Below are 20,610 nucleotides of genomic sequence, written 5' to 3' on the forward strand. Positions count from 1 at the left end.
TCCCTCATTTTTTATGCGGCAGGACCGCCCCCAGCACCTGCTTGGCCGTTTGCAGCAGTATTCCGGACTGGTCCGGATCGCCCTTGAGCAAGGTGGTGGCGAATTTCTTCGCTTGATCGAGGCTTATGTGCGGCGGCAACGGTGGCACATTGGGGTCGGTCTTGAATTCGATCAATACCGGAACCTCGGAGGCCAGAGCCTGCTCCCAGGCGGCGGCCACATCCTCTTCCCGGTCGACGAAGATGCCTTTGAGGCCGATGGAGATGGCGAACAGGTGATAGGGAACATCCGGAATGTTCTGCGACGCTTCGAACTTCGGATCACCCTCCATTACCCGTTGCTCCCAGGTGACCTGATTGAGATCTTCGTTGTTGAAGACCGCGCAGATCCACTTGGGGCTTTGCCACTGCCGCCAGTATTTAGCGACAGTGATCAGCTCGGCCATATTGTTCATCTGCATCGCCCCATCACCGACCAGGGCAATCACCGGCCGCTGCGGGAAGGCGAATTTAGCCGCAATCGCGTAGGGCACCGCCGCGCCCATCGAGGCCAGGCCGCCGGACAGCGAACACTGCATGCCACGGCGAATTTTCAGGTCACGGGCGAACCAATTGGCACATGAACCGGAATCACTGGTGATGATCGCCTGCTCGGGCAGGCGCGGCGAAAGCTCGAAAACGACGCGTTGCGGGTTGATCGGCTCGGCTTTGACCATGGCACGCTTCTCCAGGGTCTTTTCCCAGCTGCTGCGCCAGCCTTCAACCCTCTTCTGCCACTTGCGCGAGGTTTTCTGCGTAAGCAATGGCAACAATGCCGAAAGTGTCTCACCGGCATCACCCTGCAGATTGACCTCCATCGGATAGCGCAAGCTGAGCATGTCGGGCTGTAAATCGATCTGCACCCCACGCGCCTGGTCTTCCTTGGGCAAAAATTCGGCATAGGGAAACCCGGACCCGATCATCAGCAAGGTGTCGCATTCGGCCATGAGCTTGTAGCTGGGTTCGGTACCCAGCAAACCAATGGTCCCCGTGACCCACGGCAAGTCATCGGGAAGAACTGCCTTGCCCAGCAGGGCCTTGGCCACCCCCGCGCCGAGCTTCTGTGCCACAGCGAGAACTTCGTCAGTCGCCTGCAAGGCCCCGGCACCCACCAGAATCGCGACCTTCTCGCCAGCGTTCAAGGCATCGGCCGCGCGCTGTAGATCTGCTTCATAAGGCAAGACTTTCGGCTTGCAATAGCCGACCCCGGAATGTGCCGTACCATGCGCTCTGGCCGGCGCCTCATAGTCGATATCCTGCAGGTCGTTTGGCAGGATGAGCGCGGTAACACGGCGCTCACCCACCGCTGTACGCACTGCACGATCGAGCAGATGGCGGACCTGGGACGGCGCCGACGCCTGTTGCACGAACGCCCCGGCAACATCCTTGAACATCGAGACCAGGTCCAGCTCCTGCTGATAATGGCTGCCCAGTGCAGTACGTGCCTGCTGGCCGACAATCGCCAGGACCGGCATATGGTCCAGCCGCGCGTCATACAGCCCGGTGATCAGGTGTGAAGCACCCGGCCCAGAAGTGGCGATACACACGCCCAGCTCGCCGGTAAACTTGGCGTGCGCCGAGGCCATGAACGCGGCCATCTCTTCATGCCGGGCCTGAATGAATTCAATCTTGCCCCGGGCCCTGCTCAGCGCGCCAAACACCCCGTTGATACCATCGCCCGGATAACCAAAAATCCGCGTTACCCCCCACTGGCTGAGTCGTTCAACCAGAAAATCACCCACCGTCATCGTCATCTCGACTTCACCTCTTGGCGCTGAACACAGCTTGCTCGGCAGTGCAGGCTGCCGAGACGTGTAAAGGTCTGGACATTCCGGCAAGCGCTGAAGTTCGCAGAAATTGCGTCGCGTATTAGCTCAAATCGATGGCTAAAACCGAGGTTCAACCCAGCTCGATCCTATGTACGCTGGTCAATCTCCCAGCCAGACTGCGCCACGCCTGATACCATCCAGCATACGGATATGAATATTTAATGAATGGAAGGCCTTTTTTTGTGAGCATCATCCGCCACGTGCTTCGGCAACCTTACGCACACCTCGCGGCTCTGGTCGGTCTGGTATTGGTCGTGCCACTGTGCCAGCGTGCCGCTTTTGGCTGGTCGAACCCATTGGGCTACCTTTCTGACGTCGGCATCGCCAGCCTGCTCGTCATGCTCGTGTATCGTCGACCTTTGTGGCTGGCACTCCCACTGTTGCTGGCCTGGTCTTTGCTGACCGTGGCAACGGCCGAACTGGTCAGCGCGGTTGGCCGGCTGCCGAACGCCTCAGATCTGCATTACCTGATCGACCCTCAATTCGTCGGCAATTCCACCGGTGGTGGTTTTGCCCATCCGTGGCTTGGTGCAAGCTTGCTGTGCGGTTTGATGCTCTGGTTGCTGACTTATCGGATGAGTCGTGCCAGCCGCGCCAAGCCCTTGCCACGCAGCGTGTGGGCTGCACCGCTGGTGTTGCTGTCAGCGCATTGGGGCGCCCAGCACCTTTACTCTTCCGACGCGGACCAATGGCGCCTGTACAACTTGCCGCATCAATTGGTGATGACGGGCATTGGCGAGGTGCAGATGAGGACGGAGGAATGGCTGGAAGATGACCACTCCGAAATCACCCCGCCAATGGCCGGGCTCACCCAACTGGATCTCGACGGACAGAAACTGCTCGCCACCCCCGGCCGCGCGCGCAACGTGCTGATCATCGCCCTGGAGGGCATCCCCGGCGCCTACATCAAGACCAATCGCGACGCCTTGAACAGCAGCTATCAAGAAAACCTCATGCCCAACTTAAGCCGCTGGGCAGAACGTGGCATGAATACACCCGACTATGTGCTGCATAGCCATCAGACCATTCGTGGCCTGTACGCGATGCTCTGCGGTGATTACGACAAGCTGGACAATGGCACGCCCAAGGGCATCGAGCTATTGGTGCAAAGCGAACGAAATCAGGCATGCCTGCCTGCACAGTTGCGCAATAACGGTTTCTCCACCCACTTCCTCCAGGGTGCCGGCCTGCGTTTCATGGCCAAAGACAAAATCATGCCGCACATCGGCTTCGATGCCACCAACGGCCTGGACTGGTTCACCAACAGCAATTACCTGGAATTTCCCTGGGGCAAGGACGACAAGGCCTTTTTCGAAGGTGCGCTCGGCTACGTTGGCCAGTTGAAGAAGCAGAAAAAGCCGTGGATGTTGACCCTGTTGACCGTTGGCACTCACCAACCCTACTCGGCGCCCGAAGAGTATCTGCAGCGCTATGACACGCCCAAGCAAGCGGCGGTTGCCTACCTGGACGATGCCCTTGGGCAGTTCCTCAGTGCGCTGCAAGCCAAAGGCGTTTTCAAGGACACCCTGGTAGTGATTACCTCGGATGAATCCCACGGCATAGACGGCGTGCGCCTGGCCTCCTCGTGGGGCTTCAACTTGACGTTGGCGCCAGAGCAGGAGCAGTTGCCGCGGATAAAATCCGGCGTCTATGGCCACGTCGACCTAACGGCGTCGGTACTGGATTATTTTGCCCTGTCGGTGCCTCCCATCCTCAGTGGACGCTCCCTGTTCCGTGACTATCAAACACCTCGCGAGATCATGTCGTACACCAACGGCATGTTGCGCTACCACGATGGCCGCGGCACCTTCACCGAATGCGACTTCCAGCAGCGCTGCCGGAACTTCGCCAGCGAAGGCTTCATCGCCGAGCGCGCCAACCTGATCGACCAGTATCGCGGCAGGCGCGCCCGTGAAGTCAGTGCCAGGGCGACGGCGCTGGATCAATCGCTGCTCAGAACGCCTTTGAACCAGCACTACCAGTTTGGCAGCCCGGCAATTATCCCGTTGCAGGCGCAGATCAAAGATGATTGGGCAGACAACCTGATCGGCGCCCAGTATCTGGAGATGCCCAAAGGCTCCCTCACACGTGTGCGCCTGACGATCCGCTCGGTGGACCCACAATACAACGCCCATATCCTGCTCAAGGCCAAAGAGCTCGAACAAGACGTGCAACTGGGGCTACCCGGAGAAATGCTGGTAACCGCAGACCAGCCGTTGAACATGGAATTCCAGTTCGGCAATCCGCAGGCACGCAAGGCCTTTTCCTTCCACCTGCTGGGCTATGGCCTTGGCGCGGTCGAGGTCAGTGACTTCAGCGTAATTACCGAGCCCTCCGAAGAAGGCGAAGCGCTGCAGGTCGAGCCGAGTGAAAGCGTTGTTCAATCCGGTTGATAGCGCCATGCCCTCGCTGAGGTTGCTTACATCAGGCAATAGAAGTCGCTCATTTGTGCAACGATCTCACGCTTGGCACTGTACAGCCGCGCTTCGGGGGTGAGCGCCATGGAGCGGGCCTCGAGCACATATCGCTGGCCTGCTTCGAAATGCCCATAGTTGATGGTCAGGTAGCACACCCGCACGGACGGGCCGTCCATCATCCCCGAGCCCCCGCCTCCGGAAACTTCGTAATCAAACCGGACGATCAACTCATGACTGCCGGGCGCAACCTCAAAGAAACGCCCATCGCTCAAGCGTTGTTTGTCCAAGCGCTCAGCCAACAGCAGGCGGTCATTGGGGAACGGTGTGGAGAGGCTGACCCAGGCCTTTTCCGGGTTGGCCATTGGCATCGGCGCCTGGCAACCAGCAACAAGACTGGCTGCAAGCACGATCATCAACCTGTTCATGATCTCTACCCGGACCACGTCAAATAGGAAGTGCATACAGTGAAGTGTAGATAATGTATGCGTCAGACAGGATAGTCGGTTTGGCTGCCGCGCTGTTGATTCTGTGATTACCGATGCAAGGCGGGGTTCTGGGTGACTTTGTAGCCAATCAAGCGTTTGACCCATCGGCCGCCGGTGTCGTTCATCGTGTAACCATCAGCAGGCCTGACGTGTCTTGTACAAATCATCATGCGATGCGACGGCTGCCTGCAACAGCATGGGCATGTTCTCCAATGCTTTCTTTCTAGCCTGAGCGAATCGATTCAATACGGCTATCTTTTCAGGGTCCCCTTCCTGAATAGCCTTGAGCACCGATGGCAACAGGTGCAAGTGGCACTGTGCGAGCCAGCTGGACAACCCCGCGTGGTGTTTCCATTGCCGCTGATTATCCAGATAAACCGCCCACATCTTCAGCCAATCCTCCGGAAGGTGTGGAGGGGCGACTACTGCGCAGAGTTTGTTCATCTGCGACGGGTCATTGAGGTGACACTCAACGTAGGCTATTACTGCAGCGCTGAACAGAATCTGATAGCTGCTGATTGTCAGCACATTGATGCGATTATCCTCGAAAACCGTCATGCTACCTTCAGCAATGTAGGGGATGGCACTGGCGCTGCAGTCAATGTAAAGAGCATCCGGATCCGCGGCGATGCTGCCTTTTTCCAGGCTGATGCAGCCTGGCTCAATGGCTTGGATCCGGCCCAGGCGCACGACATCGCTGATGCGCCGCAACGCAGTCAATTCTGCCTGTGAAACGGTCGCGCCGCGAAAAGCGGTAGGCTCTACAGTTTCATCGATACGCAACAGTTCACCCGCGCGCTCCAGGCGCAGAAACAAGTCGGACATCGAATCTGCAGCGCCAATTGCCTCGAACTGCTTGGCAAGGCTGCCGATTGTACGCACAAGGTTTTCCTGACCTGGCTGGACATTGGCACGGTCCAACAACCACAGGGCGTTAGGTACGATCCATTGAATACTGCTGGGCGCTACATGGTTCTGCAGTAACCACAGGCACGCATCGATACCTGTCTTGCCGCCGCCCACCACCACGTAACGCAAGTAAGGCTTGTCGATCGTTACCAACTCGTTCAGCGCGATGCAGCGTATGCCAGGTGCAACACGGTAGTGTGGTGGATGTGTGGACGGCACGGCGGTCTGGGCGATGGTCGCATCCACCACTTTTCTGCGCGCCAGTACGGAGTGGCTTTGCCCGGTCAGCAGTGATGTGATGCGATGGTGTTCGCTGCGATCGCCCTCGTAGTTGTGCATCGGGCAGTAGCGAACACGGCCTGAGGGCAAGAATCGTTGATGCATCAAGCGGTCGAAATAGCTGACGATTTCGGCGCCCGAGGCCAGCTCGTACAAGCCCTCACCCCATTCGGAGTCATCCTTCAAACCCGAGCCGAGCTCGCAGGAATTGACGCCGTAAAAAGCAGAAGGCTGATGCAGGCGTACAAATGGATAAGCATCATTCCAATGCCCTCCAGGCTGAGCATGACGGTCCACCATCAATACCTGGGCGTCCGATTCATCGAGCAATGTATCGACGAAGGCCATAGCTGTCGCCCCCGCGCCGATAACCAGATAGTCCGTCGCAAGTGTGCCAGTGCTCATGCAGACGCCCTCCCGGCAATGGAGTGTCTTGCTCCATCTATCAAGACTAGCTGGAGTTGAGCACTGTCCAGAGACCGGTTTTTTCTTATCGTCATAGCCAGCAGGTTTAAGCGGCCGCTACCCACATTGCGACAATGTAATGTGGCGCTCATGCCTGTGACAGGTGCTAGAGGTTATATCTGGATCACCACCGAAAAGGAGTGATCGATATGAACAGCCTGCGACTTTTCAGCGTACTTTCCCTCATGGCTATTTCTTCTGTCGCCATGGCAGAAGGGGGTGCGGATCGTGTGTATGGTCAAATGATCCGGGCCAATGAAAAAGCCATGCAAGCTTACGCTGTCGCCAATGGGAAGAATCCGCCCGAGATCGTTCATTACCGCTATGGCATGAAGCTCGACATCGCCAAGGTCGTGGGCTCTACCCCTACCGACTCGAGTTGCGATGTAATGCCGGCACAAATGACCTACGAGGATTCCAACGGCAACCTGAACATTCTCGAATACCGCTCACCGGGCACGGGATGCCGCAATCAGAAGTAGTGATCAGCGCTCAAGCAGGCTGCTCGGTGTATCTACGTCATCGAGCACGCCAGCGTCGGCCACCTCCAACATGACGCAGCAGTCCGGATGAGCCCGCACTACGGAGCGGGCTCCTTCGTCACCGCGCAATGCCATCAAGTGCGGCCAGAAATCGCGGCCAAACACCACCGGATGCCCTTGCCTGCCGTCATGGCGGGGCAAGAGAATGGTCGAGGCTGTGGCAACCTCGACCAATTGACGCAGGGTCGTCGGCGCGATCCAGGGCATATCCCCCAGCACGATCGCAACCGCCTGCGCGTCGCTGCCTGCGAGCGAGGCGACGCCAGCTGCCAGGCTGTGGCCCATGCCAAGGGCTGCATCCGGACTGTGCACGATCGGGCATTCATCCGGCAGGCCAAGCATTTGCGCACACTCGCCCGCGCGCAGTACCACGCGCACCTCGTCGAACGCCTGCTGAGCGCGCTCGACACTGTGCGTCAACAGGCTGCGCCCATCCGCCAGGGGCGCTCGGCGCTTGTCCGAACCGAAGCGCGCACTGCACCCGGCGGCAAGTACCAGCGCGACAACGGTCACAGTGACCCTCGCTCGATACCGTTGCGCACGCGCAAGATATCGGCGAGCACTGCCAAGGCAATTTCCGCCGGTGTCTTGCTGCCCAGGTTGAGACCGATGGGAGCGTGGATGCGCGCCAGTTCACACTCGCCCAGGCCACCAATGCGCTGCAGGCGTTCACGGCGTTTGTTCGACGTGACCTGCGAGCCCATGACCCCGATATAGAAAGCCTCGGTACGCACCGCTTCGAGCATCGCCAGATCATCGATTTTCGGATCATGGGTCAGTGCCACCACAGCGGTGTCCGAATGGCACCCGCCGTTGGCGATGAACACCGAAGGCAGCTCTCGACGGATCTCGATGCCTTCCAGTACCACGCCAGCCAGCACTTCTTCACGTGGTTCGCAAAGGATCACATCGAAGCCCATGCCTTTGGCGAACTGTGCGCAGAAATGCGCAACACTGGAATAACCCGCCAGCAGCAGACGCTGGGCAGCCCCCACGCGCAAGCGCACGCAGGTTTGCTCACGCTCCACCCGTGGACCTTGCAGAGAATCATCACTGAGCCGGCGCGTGCCATCGTGCAGACTGACTTCTCGCAGCAGCCGACGCTGGCCTAGCAGCGCCGACTCCAGCTCGCGCAAATGCGCCTGTACATCGCAATGTGCCGGCAGGTTTTCTACCAGCACATCGAGAACGCCGCCACAGGGAAGACGAATGCTGGTACGCGTATCGCTGCCGTCGCCATAACGCACAACAGTTACCGGCGCGGTAAAGTCCCCGTGCGCGACCCGCTCAAGAAAATCATCCTCGACACAACCTCCGGACAACGACCCCACCCACTGCCCGCCGTCGTTGACGGCCAGCAGTGAGCCCGGCGCACGAGGCGCCGAGCCATAGGTGCAGAGCACGCTGCACAGCCATATCCGCCTGCCCTTGCAAGACCACTGCAACGCCTGGCGGATTACTTGCAGATCAAGATGCTGCACGACATCACTCCGCCTTCAGTTGCGCAAGCTGCTGCACGCTGAGGTCGGCGTGCAGCCCACCCCACGCCTGGCGCAGGTAGTTGATCAAGTCAGCGACTTGCTCGTCCGAAAGCTTGTCGGCAAAGCCCGGCATCGGTTGCATGCGCTCGAAGCCGGTAAACTGCTGCTCGCCGATACCCTCGTAAATCACCTTGGCCAGGTTGCGTGAGTCGGCTTGACGCAGGACGGTATTGCCCTGCATGGCCACGGCGATGTGTGGCTTGCCCTCGCCCTCGACACCATGACAGCCGGCGCAGACATTGAGGTACTGCTGGTGACCGCGTTTGGCGCTGTCGTCGAGCTGATCGAAGCTTACGCTCTGGACGACTTTGGCTGGCGGCGGTTGATCGCCCAGGAGAAAGGTTGCCATCGCCGCCAGATCACTGTCCTCAAGGTGCTGGGTACTGTGGTGGACGACCGGGAACATCTCGTTGAACATCGTGCCTTGGGCACTCATGCCGTGCTTGAGGAAGGTGGTGAGGTCGGGTTGGGTCCAGCCACGTTCGGCCAGGTCCTTGGCCAGCAAGCTCGGCGCCAGGTAGCCGTTGAGCAGCCCACCGGTCAGGCGCTGGTCCTGCTGCAGGGCGCCAATGCTGTTGCGCGGCGTATGGCACTCGCCGCAGTGACCCAGCACCTCAACCATGTACTGCCCGCGCTGCCAGGCCTCACTCTTGCCATCGGTACTCTGCAATTCGACGCTCTTACCGTAGAGCATGTTCCAGCCCGTCAGTCCCAGGCGCACGTTGAACGGGAAGCTCAACTTGGTCTCCGGTGCCGGACGATGGACTGGCGCTACGGTCATCAAGTACGCCCGGATATCATCGGCATCCTCACGCTTGATCAAGTGGTAGGAGGTATAGGGCATCGCCGGATACAGATTGGCGCCATCCTTGCGTTTGCCCTGGGCCAGCGCGGCGAAGAATTCGTCGGCGCTGTAGTTGCCGATGCCGAACGCTTTATCCGGGGTGATGTTACTGCCATAGATAGTGCCAAACGGCGAATGGATCGGCAGCCCACCGGCGAACGGCGCACCGCCCTCGGCGGTATGACAGGCCATGCAGTCGGCGGCACGCGACAGGTACTCCCCGCGTTTGATCTGCGCTTGATCAGCCGCTTGTACGCCCACAGAGAGCGCCATGCCGAGCGCCAGGGCGAAGCCGGAACGAATACGCTGCATGCTCAACCCTCCTTGACCAGACCGAGGTCGTCGAGCACCTCGCGGGTGGCGTTGTAGTAACGCACGTACCCGGTACAGCGGCAGATGTGGTGACCGAGGCTGGCTTCGATGGTGTCTTGCAGTTCGCTCTTTTTCAGCGGCTTACGCTGGGCGTTCTCCACCAGTACCGTGGCGGCATTGACGAAGCCTGGCGCGCAATAGCTGCACTGGAAGGCAAACAGGTCGACAAACTTCTGCTGGATCGGGTTGAGCTCGCTAAGGTTACCAGCGTCGTCGTACTTGGCGTGGCTTTCGATGGTGCGAACCTTTTTGCCATCGAAAAAATGTGCACCGGTGATGCAGGTACGCACCTCTTCGCTGGTACCGTCGGGGTTGTCGACGATTACCACGCAAGCGTGACAGATACCCTGGCCGCAGCCCAGGCGCGAACCGGTAAGGTTCTGGTATTCATGCAGGTAGTCGATCATCGCCAGGTCGTTGGGGACCTCGACTGGACCGACAGTTTGACCATTCAAGGTCAGTTGCAGCGGACGGTTAGCCATTGAGGGCCTCCTTGATACGCGCTGGAGTGATAGGCAAATCGCGCACACGCTTGCCGATGGCATGGGCCACAGCGTTGCTGATGGCTCCAACTACCGGGATCATCACCACTTCGGCAATGCCCTTGGAAGGATCGGTGGGTGACAGCGGCGGCAGAATTTCCGAGGTCTGCGCCCACACTGCAACATCCTTGGCATGCGGCAAGCGATAGCGGTTGAAGTTCCAATCGCCTTCGCCCGGACCACCCTCATACAGCGGCATTTCTTCCATCAGCGCATGGCCGATACCCATGGCGATACCGCCTTCGAGCTGTCCCTTGACCAACTCCGGCACCAGCACCCGGCCACACTCCACCCAGCTGTGGTGGTTGAGCACTTGCACTTCGCCGCTGCCCTTGTTCACCTTGACCTCGACGATGGTCGCCACCGGGCTGTAGTAGGTGACCATGGCGTTGTTCAATTGCGTGGCTGGATAGACCGCTTTTTCGCGGTCCAGCAGATGAAAGTTGGCACTGTTCATCTGCGCCTTGATCGCACTCGGTGCACCATCGCCGTACTTGACTGCCAGGGCATCGAGCGGCAGGCGCTCGCGCACACCATTGATGACAAAGTCCGCCTCAGCCCAGCTCCAGCGGTTGAACCCGTGTACGCTGGCACCGGTGACCAGGCCCATCTCATGCGCTTTTCTGGCAAGCTCGGCAAAAGGGATCGGTGCAAGGCCATTGCCCGTCAACTCACCGTTGACCCACACCGCATTCTCGCGGCGCACGACCAAGGGGTTGGCCTGGCCGCCGAACGGGCCCCTGCTCCACAGCGCCAACGCCGCCGGCCATAGGCCGTGATTGAACAGCACACGCGCGGCTTCGCGGGTGGCATGGCTGAAATAGAACGCCGAGTTGGTTGCCGAGGACGGCGAGGCCAGTCTGCCGACCCAGCGTGGGTTGCGCAACGCCGCGTCCTGTTCGGCCTGGCTGATCAGATACGGGTTGCCGCTGGTAGCCAGCTGCAATTCCGGCCATTGAGTTTCAGCGGTCCTGACCTCATCGGCCGAGCGGCCCAGAAAATCACTCACCACCAGTGCCTGCGAAGTCGACATGCCAGTACCCAGCTCGGTACCGATGTGACGCATGCTGATTCGTCCATCAGCACTGAATTCGATACTCGCCATCGGTGCTTCGGAACCGGTTCCGAAGTCTTTCTGGCAGATGGCAAAGCCAACACCGTACCAGTTGTCCGGATCCTTGGCGTCCATAGCCTGCTTGCGGCTGGCGCGGTTCTTCCACCACTCGTGGGCAGCAGCCTTGTCGAGAATCTCATGCAGGCGCAAGGCCCCTGCGGGTACTGCGCCCTGGGTGTTTTTCATCCCCGACTTAAGCGCGTTGATGCGGCGCAATTCGATGGCGTCCACACCCAGACGGTCGGCAACCTCATCGACCATCATTTCGGTTGCCGCCATGGTCTGCAGGGTACCGTAGCCACGCATCGAGCCGGCCTCGACACCCCGCGAGTGATAGGCGGTAACGGCCAGGTCGTTCTGTGGCATGTAGTAGATCGACTGCGCAGCGGTGGCCCCTACTGCTGCCACCGAGGAGCTGTAGTTGGCACGTCCGCCGCCGTCGACGCTCATGTCGGCACGGAAAATCTTGAAGGTGTTGTCCTGTTTGTTGACTGCCAACTGGTAATGAATGTCGAAGGCATGACGCTTGATGCCGCTCTGGAACTGCTCGTAGCGATCATTGGCCAGCCGCACTGGCACGCCGGCACCGTACAAGGCTGCCAGCGCTGCGTAGAAGACAAAAATGTTGTTGTCCTTGGAGCCGTAGCCAACGGTATAGCCCGGGTGCATGTTCAGCGTATCAAGCGCAAAGCGCGAGGGCTTGATCATGTGCACACATTCGAGGGCCACTTCGAAGGGACATTGAGTGGCAACCACGAAATGCAAGGTGCCACTCTGTGGGTCATACCAACCGTTACCATTGTCAGGTTCCAGCGCGGCCGGTTCGATCGATGGCGTCTTGTAGCGCTCATCGAACACCAGCCAATCCTGCGCGGGGTTCTTCAACTGCTCGTCCATGCGCTTGGCATAGAACAGGCCCTGCTCGGTGAGGTCGCCGTGCTGCTTGGGTTCCTTGGACCACACCGGTTTACGGTTGAGGATGGTCGGAAACAGCATCGAATTCTTCAAGCTGGAGAACTCGTCGTCATCAAAGGGGGTATTGCCACCCACGCGTACGAAGCGAAAGCTGCCGTAGGGATCGGTCTGGTACAGCGGCGCCTGGGCACCGTAGCGAATCGCCTTGTCATTGAACTGCAACTTGCGCTTGGCCTGGCGATAACGCTCGAAATCGTTCCAGATCAGAATCGCCACTGGATGGCCGATGAACATCGGCACCTTGCCAGGAGGTAGCAAGGGGTCTGGCGAGTGCGCCTCGGGAAATGCGATACCGTCTTTTTCCAGGTCTGCGGCGGTAACGATTCGATCCGGCTGCAGGTCTGCACCCAACCATGAAAGGTCGTGCCCGGCGTAGATACGATCGGCCTTGATGGTCTTGAGCAGCAAGGCGTGGCCCTGTTGCTGCGGCCAGCCGGGCATGTCTTTGGCTCGAATATCACGGGCAAAGACTTTGTTGCCGCAGACTTTGGACAACGCGTCATTGCGAAAACGCGCCTTGCCGTCGTGGCTCATCCATTTCTGAGGTGAAGTGGTAACTGCATCTTCCATCAGGGCGGCGAACGCCTGGCTGCCTAGCGGCGCCAGGGTCACACCGACACCGGCAATTAGCCCGCCTTGCAAAAAGGCACGCCGGGAAACATCACGATTGGACATGGTTGATCCTCTGGGCAGTAAAAGTGTCCGCCCATGTTTTTTTCTGGTGCTGGAGAAACTTGGAGGGGATGAAATCTGTGACGCTCAGTGAGCAAATTCGGTGTGATAAAAACCGTGGAAAGCTGACCGCGGCGTCAACTTTACAGCAATAGAACCCCTCTTGGCAAAGTCAAGCAGACAACTTGCCGCAGCGCTTTCAATTCAGACAGGGAGTGCAATTCGTTGGACGCTAGCGCCGGACAGGAATGGTGCGAAATTCCGCTTCGGGCACGAAGCCGTCTCGGTTTGGCATCTTGACCGCGGGCAGACTGTGCTTGTCCAACCTTGCGTTGTCGGGAACAATTGCGTTGCGATTGAGCAAGTAGGCCACCAGCGCGTAGTAGTCACTGTCGCTCAACGATCCAGGCGCCTGATACGGCATCGCGCGGTGAATGTAGTCATACACGGTGGTAGCGTAGGGCCAATAGCTGCCGACGGTCTTGATCGGGTGATCGCTGTTCAAGCTACCCACGCCACCGACCAGCCGGTCCTTGAACCCACCTTCGCCGCCTGGACCGTGGCACGCCATGCAATGCGTGGCAAAGAGCTTTTCACCCTCGGCCACTGTCCCGCTCCCTTCAGGTAAGCCTCTGCCGTCGGGAAGCACATCAATGTTCCACAGGGCGATTTCTGCTTTGGTTGCTGCGCGCCCGAAACTGCCGGTATCTGCGTGCACCGATAGACTCAAGACCACTGCGCCGAGCGCAGCCAGCGTTTTAACTGAGCACATTGGTGACCCTCCCGTCGGCGTCGATAGCCCAGGTCTGCTGACCGTTGTAGTGAAAAAGTGCATTCTCGCCCATCGTGGCGATCAGGCTTTCCCGGTCGGGCTGAACATGGCCTTTATCGTCGGTCGAGCGACTGACAATGCGCGTGGGCCGGCCGTCCCAGGTCCAGTCCTGATGAAAACGAACCTGGGCTTTGTGCAGTACAGGCGCATTGATCTGGGCTTGGCCCCAGTTGACGCCGCCATCGGTACTGATCTCGACGTTGACAATTTTTCCGCGACCACTCCAGGCCAGTCCACTGATGCGGTTGTAGCCTGGGCGAATACGCATTGTGCCCGAGGGTGAGGTAATCACTGAATTGACTTCCTGGTACAGCTGAAACTGGCGCGCTTTGCCATTTGGCAGTAGCTGCGTGTAGCGGGCGGTTTCCCAGCGGGTCATGAACGGCTCATTGCCGAACTTCAGGCGGCGCAGCCATTTGATGCTCAGGTTGCCCTCCATGCCCGGCACCAGCAGGCGTATCGGAAAGCCATGAGCCGGTCGCAAGGGCTCGCCGTTCTGCGCATAGGCGACCAAGGTTTCATCGAGAATTTCGGCGGTCAACGGGATACTACGCGCCACGCCAGCTGCGTCGCCACCTTCGGCCAGCATCCAGGTCGAATTGCGCTCGGCGCCCACCAGTTCCATCAGATATGCCAGGCGAACACCGGTCCATTCATGCATGCTGACCAGGCCGTGGGTGTCTTGCACCGTCAGTTCCGGGTCGGCGTTCTTCCAGTTTTCCCAGCCATTGCCTGAACACTCCATGAAGTACAGGCGCGAAACGCAGGGCATGGCACGTAACTCATCCATGGAAAACACCAGCTCTTTTTGGGTCATGCCATGGATCAGCAACTGGTGTTTGTCCGGATCAAGGTCGGGCGAGCCCGAATGGCTGCGCTCATAGTGCATGTCGGAAGGTGTGATAGAGCCCACCAGCTTGTCGAGCGGCGTTTTCGAGTTGATAGCCAGGCCAGGGTCGACGTTCAGTTTTCCCGGGGTGGCCTCGGTAACGCGCTTGAGGTGAACGTATTTCGAACGATCACTGGCAACACTGATCGAAGGTCCGACCTGCCGTGCAGGCACATCGGCCAACGACCCCGCACGCGCAGGTGCGACAACGGCGGCGGCCATAACCGTTCCGGCAACACCCAGGAACTTGCGCCGGGCCAATGTTGCGCTGGCTGCGAGCAATGCCTGCTTTTCCTTTTCATCGATTGTCATCATGGGTATCTCAGCATGGGTCAAGGTTGTGTCGGTGCCTGGATTGCTGCTGCCAGAAGTTTCTCCGCGGCGCCAAGGCGCTCGGCCATCCCCTCGGGCAGGCCATGACGACCGTCCAGCGACGCAGCGGGCTCATAGACCACCCAGGTACGTCCGTTTTCATCCGCGCGAATCAACACGCGCAACGGCAGTTCCAAGGCAAAATTGGGTGCGGCCAACATGAATGGCGTCCCGGCCTTGGGGTTGCCGTAGATCAGTACCGTTGTCGGGGGCATCTGCAGGTCCACCTTGCGCGCTGCACCCTGGTGATCGATCTGCGCAAAAATGGTCAAGCCGTTGTCGGTGAGCATCGAGCGCACGCGATTCAAGGTTTCATCGAAGGAATAAGGGCTGGACAAGTTCACGGTATGGCTCTCCTGAGTGGCGGTAGCGGTGGCGGCACCGGCGAATGCAAATAGCAACAACAACCCCAGCAGCGTGGTGGCGAGCATCATTGCCAAGCGCTGGTAAAAAGAGGGTGAACGGCTCATATTCAGGTTCCTCGGCATCTTCCATTGATTGGCTTTTTCTAGGTAATAACTACTTTGCAAGCCTGCCGGACGGGATAGCGGCTTTCTATCGCGTTCGTCTCATCGTTTAGTCAGAAAGTCTCAAACAAAAAACAATAAAAAAAGGCTCGCCATCACTCAATGGACGAGCCTAAAGGAGGAGCCAATAAATTCAGCACCCGCACGACCGGAGCAAAAGAGTCCGACCAAGTGGAGAGACGAACATAAACATGCAACGTGTTCGAACGCTGCGCGAAGCGCATGTGGAGGGGTAACGCACTTGCCTCACGCGTCGCGTTCAAACGAGAAAAACTCTACTACTTCACACCGAAGCAAAACACGTTATTACTGTCATAATGATAAAAACACATACCGGATGACGAGTTTTTCAGCAATCGTACGTAAGAGTAACTTCCCTCGGAGAACTCGAGTTGCCGATTGAGCGCCAGCGGAATATTAAGATGACTGAGAAGCTCGACAAGCCCCTCCGTTGCCATGCGGGCAGAAACTTTCATGTATCCATAGTCGCCCCACAGGGGATAGACCTTCCCGGAGATGTGCAAGTATTCCATCCTGCCGTCGACCGCCCAGGTCGATGTGTATTTAAACTCTCCATGGGCAAACACCATTGTTTCCAGGTTCTCTACCGAATGATAGCCGCCCTGATATGTTTGCACTGGCAGGACGTCGGTGAACATTCGGTATTGAAGGTTTTTCGATACTGGCCACTCGCGCAGAAATACACTGGCAAGCAGTAGCAAACAAAGGATCACAACAACGCTCACCGCTAACACAGCCTTGCGCTTCATAGGGCCTCCCTTTTGACGCACTGTGCTATTACATCCTGCAAAGGCATTTGCCGGGAGGCTGTATAGGAACTGGCACCCTCTTCTGAAAAGCACACGACACGGTATCGACGCTCATAGGCGCGCACCCACACCTCTCCAACCAGACCGGGTGACAGCCCGACCATCTGACTGTCGATGCGCCTGCTATCAACCTGCGCGCCGGCGTTGATGAATTTCAGCTCAAGCTGGCCAAGTTCACGGCTTTCAATGTTGAGTGGGTCGTTCCAGACAAGATCTATTTGCGGTTTCATCAGCGCTATTGCCAAGGTGGTTGTAACCACTAGCAAGACAGCCACTGTCCAGCCCAAAGGAGATAAATAACTTGTCATCCGTGTGCTTAACGCGCGCTTGCCAATTTTTGCATCCAGGGTCGGCGCCACTTGAGGCTCGGCTGGTACGGCCAGCTCGTTATTGATAAGAACAACCTCAGTCGCCGCCTGACCTACAACAAACTCATGACTGAACAAGTAACCCGTCTTGGGACTTGTAACGATGATGCAATGGCCGTCGACACCCAAGAATGTTCTGATATTGAATATTGCCTGGGTCAGGCTCCCGGCAGCGACGACCCGCCCTACCCATCCCGCAGCGATAAGTTCCTCTTTGGAGAATACTTCCCCGGGGCTGGACAACAATTGCTGCAAAACCCTTACTTCAGCCTGACCCAGCGCGCAGGGAATTCTTAGATTACTCTCATCAAACACCTGCAGCGTCCACGTCTCCTGATCGACAACCAGAACGACTTTTCGAAGTTGTTCGCGCTTTAAATAAATTTCATAACGCACAGAGAGCGCCTCCATTTCGTTAGCCTCCAGAAACGTTGTGCTCGCCACTTACAAATGCGCACGTTGCCCACATCATTAATGATCATTATCGACGCGTGGTTCCAGATAGGCGTGCAGCGACCCGTAAGCGCAATACATTGATTAGCGAATGCGGCTGACAAGAATTGCGTACATGCAGCGCCAGGGGCAATTGGACCCAGCCCCTGGTCGTGGATTTTTCAGCCTGCCAGCGCCTGCAACTTACCCTGCGCAACGCCCAGCAACGTACGCACAGCCATACCGAAAATCACCAGCGTTGTGCCCGCCAGCAACAGGATCGCCACACCGTTGGTGAATACGCCCGGCGCGTGGCCGGCGTAACGCAATGCGCAACTTGTGGCTGCCGCCAACGGGAAGCCCACCGACCACCAGGACAAGCGAAACGGACAACTCTTCGCCAGGTAGCGCAAGCGTCCAAGCAAAATGGCGAGGAAAAACAGGGTCAGCATATACAGCGCGCTGGCGAAACGGTCCACTTCACCGGTCAGGCTCACATAGGCGGAAAAACCGACGGCAAATGGCGCCAGCAGAATCAACAACGACGGCCGCAAACCTGCACCAATAGGTTCTTCAAACAGCAGGCGGGAGAAGATCAAGGTAAACAGCGGTATGGCGAAGAACAAACCCACCGCCAAGGCAAACATGCCCACATCTGCAACACCGTCCCACTGCAAGGTTGGCATTGCCAGCGGGATATCGAGCAAACCCACCACCGGTACGATCCACGCAGGCGTGGCGTGTGCCGCCTGCTGACGCTGACTGAGCCAGCGCGAGACGATCAACCAGGCAAAAATGATCATGCCCGTGGCCCCGATTACCCAAAACACCCGCGCAAGCAGCGGGCTGTATGCCGCCAAGGGAATCGGCAGGAGCAGAAGGCTGATAAACACCGTACCGAACAGGTTGCCAGCAATGGGGTGCAGGTACTCCGCCTTCACCGCGTGCGGCGCGGTAATCGCTTTGACTGCATAGCCAACAGACACCAGTACGAACGCCAGCAACGCAAACAAGCCGATCAACTGAGAGACCCACAGCGGTAGTCCATACATCTGGCTCGCCAGGTGCCAGGCTGAGGAAAGTCCGGTAAGCCCCATCACCGAGCCGAACAGTGCTACCGGTAGATAGGCCAACCGACCTTCGTGCACTGCTTGTGTAGGAGTACCAAAGGCAGCTGCTGTTTCAATGTTCTGAGTCATTGTTAACGCCTCTAACGGTGCGCAATATGTGTGTTTTTCCGAGCTGAGGCCGCGCTTGCGGCCTCGACAGGCATCGCCCCGGTAATGTCGCAAATCAGAATAGTGCAGCCATGAACCGGCAACTCTCTCAGTACGCGCCGCCAATACCCGGGCATCGATGAGATTTAATTGTCATGACAGCCACTGCCCAACACCCGGTAGTCCAGGGTATGCCGAACCCCCAGGGAATCGTCGTAGACCATCGTGACCGGCACTACACCGCAGGCTGCCTGGGTGTCTGTAACGGAAATGACCCTGGCGATATCCGGCTTACTGACTGCCGGGGTGCTGGTGCAAGCGGCAAGTACAACGGCACCGAGCAGGAGTGCGATTTGAGCTTTCATGGTGTGTCTCCAAAACGAGGGAATCAGGCTTTTTTGAGCAAGAGGCTGCGTGCGGAGTCGGCGATAATCACCACGGCCCCGGCGAACATCAGGATGTCTTTGAGCACCAGTCGACCGGCACCGGATAGATACGGAAAGCCATGGTGGGCATCGCCGAGTGCGGGCACCCAGGCCTCAGGGGTGGTGACCAGGAACGAGAAGGTCACCAACGGTGTGGCAAAAGAAAGCAGACCACCCAGCAAGCCCAGACGACGGGAAAACGGATTGGCCAACACCAGCAGCGCGATAGCGATTTCCACTACCCCCAGGCCGAAGGAGAAGCCGTAGGTGTTATTGGCGGTCTGCCATTCGCGCTTCTCGGCAACCAGTTCGCCCTCATGAGTAAGGTGCGCTTTGTATTGTTCCGGGTGCTCGTAGAAGAACGACATGACCGGGCTGTTAGCCACGAAAGGCGTGATGCTGTCAGCCTCATAAGGGATAAACTTGAGTGCACCGATCCACAGAAACACAACAGCGATACCAAAACGGATAAGCATCGGACCAAACTTGTCGAGTTGACTGAGCAGTTGCAGCGAACGTGTGAAGCTAGACATGGGAACCTCTCGAATCGTCATCTATGAAAAACTGGGTTCATGATGCCGATCGACGGACCGCCGCTCTTGCCCGTTGCACTCAAGTTTTTGTCTATAAGTCTCAGCCGTCTGTGACAGCTTGTCCCAGGTGGGGCACGGCCTGCAGGGCAGTCAGGAGGTAGAATCCGCTTGCATTATCAAACCCGCTCAATAGATTTTCCGAAGTGCTCTCATGAACTCGATCGATAAACTCATCCAGCTTGCCGCAGTCAGGGGCAACCTGGACCTACGCTGCAGCTTCCAGGGTGATTGGGCACTGGAGCACGATCAGGAGCCCGCGGGCGTGGCTCGCTATCACATCGTCCTGGCGGGTGTGTGCCAGGCTGTACGCCCCGATGGCACCGCCATAACCCTTCGTGCAGGCGACATTCTGGTGTTTGTCGATGGAGAGGCTCACAGGTTGCACAGCGAAGGCCATCAGGGCGCAGCGGTGAAACCCCAGGTCAGTCATGGTGGACTGATTCCCCTGCACCGGATCGGCAGCGAGGCTGGTGAGCTGGATATCCTTTGTGGCCGCTTCCTCTATCAACGCGAATCGCTACTGCTTGGCGCCCTTCCCAAGTGCCTGAAGGTTTCCAGCGATTATCCGCAGACAACTGATCAATTGTCCGCGCTGGTGGGGTTGTTGCGCGCCGAAGCTGATGGCAACCAGATCGGCGCCAGGTTTCTGGTCGATACTCTGTCATCGGCGCTCTTTGCGATGGTGGTGCGCAACTACCTGCAACACCAGCCCCCTGCCACCGGCACCTTGGCATTGATGAGCGACAAACGCCTGAGCCGAGCTTGGCAAGCCATGCTCGACGATCCGGCATTCGAATGGACGATCGAGTGCCTGGCCGAGCACGCCAGCATGTCCCGGGCGACCTTTATGCGCAGCTTTGTGAAAGTCGCTGGGGAATCCCCCTGGGTATTGCTGACGCGGGTGAGAATGGAGCTGGCCTTTCGCCTGCTCAGCGACACTCAACTTGGACTGACCGATATAGCCTGCCAGGTCGGCTATCAATCACAGGCGGCATTTGGCAAGAAGTTCAAAGACTTCTACGGCACAGCGCCCGGGCGCATTCGCAGGGCGGGCAGCTAGAACTGACGGTTACAGCCCAATCGGCGCAGCGCTGCACATTG

The 20,610-nt window shown here is 58.3% G+C and carries 19 protein-coding genes; 3 read left to right on the forward strand and 16 right to left on the reverse strand.

What is annotated here, in order from left to right:
- Window positions 1–4 precede the first annotated feature (4 nt).
- Complete coding sequence (locus D3Z90_RS12915; protein ID WP_136476165.1) at window positions 5–1,792, reverse strand: thiamine pyrophosphate-requiring protein; 1,788 nt, start codon at window positions 1,790–1,792, stop codon at window positions 5–7.
- Between the two features lie 236 nt (window positions 1,793–2,028).
- Here D3Z90_RS12915 and D3Z90_RS12920 point away from each other — a divergent pair, with 236 nt between their 5' ends.
- On the forward strand, window positions 2,029–4,260 hold the full coding sequence (locus D3Z90_RS12920; RefSeq protein WP_136476166.1) for an LTA synthase family protein: 2,232 nt from the start codon (window positions 2,029–2,031) through the stop codon (window positions 4,258–4,260).
- Between the two features lie 26 nt (window positions 4,261–4,286).
- Here the strand turns inward: D3Z90_RS12920 and D3Z90_RS12925 are convergent, their stop codons facing one another.
- Complete coding sequence (locus D3Z90_RS12925) at window positions 4,287–4,709, reverse strand: hypothetical protein (RefSeq protein WP_136476167.1); 423 nt, start codon at window positions 4,707–4,709, stop codon at window positions 4,287–4,289.
- A 195-nt stretch (window positions 4,710–4,904) separates the two neighbouring features.
- The gene (locus tag D3Z90_RS12930; protein ID WP_136476168.1) at window positions 4,905–6,362 is read right to left on the reverse strand and encodes an FAD/NAD(P)-binding protein; all 1,458 of its coding nucleotides are present in this window, start codon (window positions 6,360–6,362) and stop codon (window positions 4,905–4,907) included.
- A 209-nt stretch (window positions 6,363–6,571) separates the two neighbouring features.
- On the opposite strand from D3Z90_RS12930, the gene D3Z90_RS12935 reads away from it, so the two are divergent.
- Entirely contained in the window at window positions 6,572–6,904 is a 333-nt protein-coding gene (locus tag D3Z90_RS12935; RefSeq protein WP_136476169.1) for a DUF2790 domain-containing protein, read from the forward strand.
- A gap of 3 nt (window positions 6,905–6,907) precedes the next feature.
- Here D3Z90_RS12935 and D3Z90_RS12940 read toward each other — a convergent pair whose 3' ends face one another.
- From D3Z90_RS12940 to rclC, 13 genes are all read right to left on the reverse strand, one after another.
- Window positions 6,908–7,477, reverse strand: a complete 570-nt coding sequence (locus D3Z90_RS12940; protein ID WP_136476170.1) for an NTP transferase domain-containing protein — start codon at window positions 7,475–7,477, stop codon at window positions 6,908–6,910.
- Window positions 7,474–8,445, reverse strand: coding sequence for an XdhC family protein (locus D3Z90_RS12945; RefSeq protein ID WP_136476171.1), 972 nt, complete (start codon window positions 8,443–8,445; stop codon window positions 7,474–7,476). The genes D3Z90_RS12940 and D3Z90_RS12945 overlap by 4 nt, the downstream gene beginning before the upstream one ends.
- A 4-nt stretch (window positions 8,446–8,449) precedes the next feature.
- Complete coding sequence (locus tag D3Z90_RS12950) at window positions 8,450–9,661, reverse strand: cytochrome c (protein ID WP_136476172.1); 1,212 nt, start codon at window positions 9,659–9,661, stop codon at window positions 8,450–8,452.
- Window positions 9,662–9,663: 2 nt separating this feature from the next.
- Window positions 9,664–10,203 (reverse strand): (2Fe-2S)-binding protein, encoded by a 540-nt coding sequence (locus tag D3Z90_RS12955; protein WP_136476173.1) that lies wholly within the window; start codon window positions 10,201–10,203, stop codon window positions 9,664–9,666.
- Complete coding sequence (locus tag D3Z90_RS12960) at window positions 10,196–13,027, reverse strand: xanthine dehydrogenase family protein molybdopterin-binding subunit (protein ID WP_136476174.1); 2,832 nt, start codon at window positions 13,025–13,027, stop codon at window positions 10,196–10,198. The genes D3Z90_RS12955 and D3Z90_RS12960 overlap by 8 nt, the downstream gene beginning before the upstream one ends.
- Window positions 13,028–13,256: 229 nt before the next feature.
- The gene (locus D3Z90_RS12965) at window positions 13,257–13,796 is read right to left on the reverse strand and encodes a cytochrome c (RefSeq protein ID WP_136476175.1); all 540 of its coding nucleotides are present in this window, start codon (window positions 13,794–13,796) and stop codon (window positions 13,257–13,259) included.
- The gene (gene soxC, locus D3Z90_RS12970; protein WP_218571431.1) at window positions 13,783–15,060 is read right to left on the reverse strand and encodes a sulfite dehydrogenase; all 1,278 of its coding nucleotides are present in this window, start codon (window positions 15,058–15,060) and stop codon (window positions 13,783–13,785) included. Before soxC ends, D3Z90_RS12965 begins: the two co-directional genes overlap by 14 nt.
- Window positions 15,061–15,077: 17 nt before the next feature.
- Complete coding sequence (locus tag D3Z90_RS12975) at window positions 15,078–15,587, reverse strand: DUF302 domain-containing protein (RefSeq protein WP_218571432.1); 510 nt, start codon at window positions 15,585–15,587, stop codon at window positions 15,078–15,080.
- A 335-nt stretch (window positions 15,588–15,922) separates the two neighbouring features.
- Window positions 15,923–16,414 (reverse strand): hypothetical protein, encoded by a 492-nt coding sequence (locus tag D3Z90_RS12980; RefSeq protein WP_136476176.1) that lies wholly within the window; start codon window positions 16,412–16,414, stop codon window positions 15,923–15,925.
- Window positions 16,411–17,238 (reverse strand): winged helix-turn-helix domain-containing protein, encoded by an 828-nt coding sequence (locus D3Z90_RS12985; RefSeq protein ID WP_168198467.1) that lies wholly within the window; start codon window positions 17,236–17,238, stop codon window positions 16,411–16,413. The genes D3Z90_RS12980 and D3Z90_RS12985 overlap by 4 nt, the downstream gene beginning before the upstream one ends.
- 218 nt (window positions 17,239–17,456) lie before the next feature.
- The gene (locus tag D3Z90_RS12990) at window positions 17,457–18,473 is read right to left on the reverse strand and encodes an SLAC1 anion channel family protein (protein ID WP_136476178.1); all 1,017 of its coding nucleotides are present in this window, start codon (window positions 18,471–18,473) and stop codon (window positions 17,457–17,459) included.
- Between the two features lie 164 nt (window positions 18,474–18,637).
- Complete coding sequence (locus D3Z90_RS12995) at window positions 18,638–18,856, reverse strand: DUF2790 domain-containing protein (RefSeq protein ID WP_136476179.1); 219 nt, start codon at window positions 18,854–18,856, stop codon at window positions 18,638–18,640.
- 23 nt (window positions 18,857–18,879) lie between these two features.
- The gene (gene rclC / locus D3Z90_RS13000; RefSeq protein WP_136476180.1) at window positions 18,880–19,449 is read right to left on the reverse strand and encodes a reactive chlorine resistance membrane protein RclC; all 570 of its coding nucleotides are present in this window, start codon (window positions 19,447–19,449) and stop codon (window positions 18,880–18,882) included.
- Window positions 19,450–19,660: 211 nt separating this feature from the next.
- On the opposite strand from rclC, the gene D3Z90_RS13005 reads away from it, so the two are divergent.
- Window positions 19,661–20,569, forward strand: a complete 909-nt coding sequence (locus D3Z90_RS13005; RefSeq protein WP_136476181.1) for an AraC family transcriptional regulator — start codon at window positions 19,661–19,663, stop codon at window positions 20,567–20,569.
- The last annotated feature ends 41 nt before the right edge of the window (window positions 20,570–20,610 follow it).

Source organism: Pseudomonas sp. DG56-2 (assembly GCF_004803755.1).
GTDB lineage: Bacteria > Pseudomonadota > Gammaproteobacteria > Pseudomonadales > Pseudomonadaceae > Aquipseudomonas > Aquipseudomonas auratipiscis.

Excerpts from the sequence above, each read along its gene's own strand:
- D3Z90_RS12995 (WP_136476179.1), bottom strand. The coding sequence starts at position 18,856 with ATGAAAGCTCAAATCGCACTCCTGCTCGGTGCCGTTGTACTTGCCGCT.
- D3Z90_RS12935 (WP_136476169.1), top strand. The coding sequence starts at position 6,572 with ATGAACAGCCTGCGACTTTTCAGCGTACTTTCCCTCATGGCTATTTCT.
- D3Z90_RS12980 (WP_136476176.1), bottom strand. The coding sequence starts at position 16,414 with ATGAAGCGCAAGGCTGTGTTAGCGGTGAGCGTTGTTGTGATCCTTTGT.
- D3Z90_RS12960 (WP_136476174.1), bottom strand. The coding sequence starts at position 13,027 with ATGTCCAATCGTGATGTTTCCCGGCGTGCCTTTTTGCAAGGCGGGCTA.
- D3Z90_RS13005 (WP_136476181.1), top strand. The coding sequence starts at position 19,661 with ATGAACTCGATCGATAAACTCATCCAGCTTGCCGCAGTCAGGGGCAAC.
- D3Z90_RS12930 (WP_136476168.1), bottom strand. The coding sequence starts at position 6,362 with ATGAGCACTGGCACACTTGCGACGGACTATCTGGTTATCGGCGCGGGG.
- D3Z90_RS12965 (WP_136476175.1), bottom strand. The coding sequence starts at position 13,796 with ATGTGCTCAGTTAAAACGCTGGCTGCGCTCGGCGCAGTGGTCTTGAGT.
- rclC (WP_136476180.1), bottom strand. The coding sequence starts at position 19,449 with ATGTCTAGCTTCACACGTTCGCTGCAACTGCTCAGTCAACTCGACAAG.
- D3Z90_RS12925 (WP_136476167.1), bottom strand. The coding sequence starts at position 4,709 with ATGAACAGGTTGATGATCGTGCTTGCAGCCAGTCTTGTTGCTGGTTGC.
- D3Z90_RS12990 (WP_136476178.1), bottom strand. The coding sequence starts at position 18,473 with ATGACTCAGAACATTGAAACAGCAGCTGCCTTTGGTACTCCTACACAA.
- D3Z90_RS12955 (WP_136476173.1), bottom strand. The coding sequence starts at position 10,203 with ATGGCTAACCGTCCGCTGCAACTGACCTTGAATGGTCAAACTGTCGGT.
- D3Z90_RS12950 (WP_136476172.1), bottom strand. The coding sequence starts at position 9,661 with ATGCAGCGTATTCGTTCCGGCTTCGCCCTGGCGCTCGGCATGGCGCTC.
- D3Z90_RS12920 (WP_136476166.1), top strand. The coding sequence starts at position 2,029 with ATGAATGGAAGGCCTTTTTTTGTGAGCATCATCCGCCACGTGCTTCGG.
- soxC (WP_218571431.1), bottom strand. The coding sequence starts at position 15,060 with ATGATGACAATCGATGAAAAGGAAAAGCAGGCATTGCTCGCAGCCAGC.
- D3Z90_RS12915 (WP_136476165.1), bottom strand. The coding sequence starts at position 1,792 with ATGACGATGACGGTGGGTGATTTTCTGGTTGAACGACTCAGCCAGTGG.
- D3Z90_RS12975 (WP_218571432.1), bottom strand. The coding sequence starts at position 15,587 with ATGAGCCGTTCACCCTCTTTTTACCAGCGCTTGGCAATGATGCTCGCC.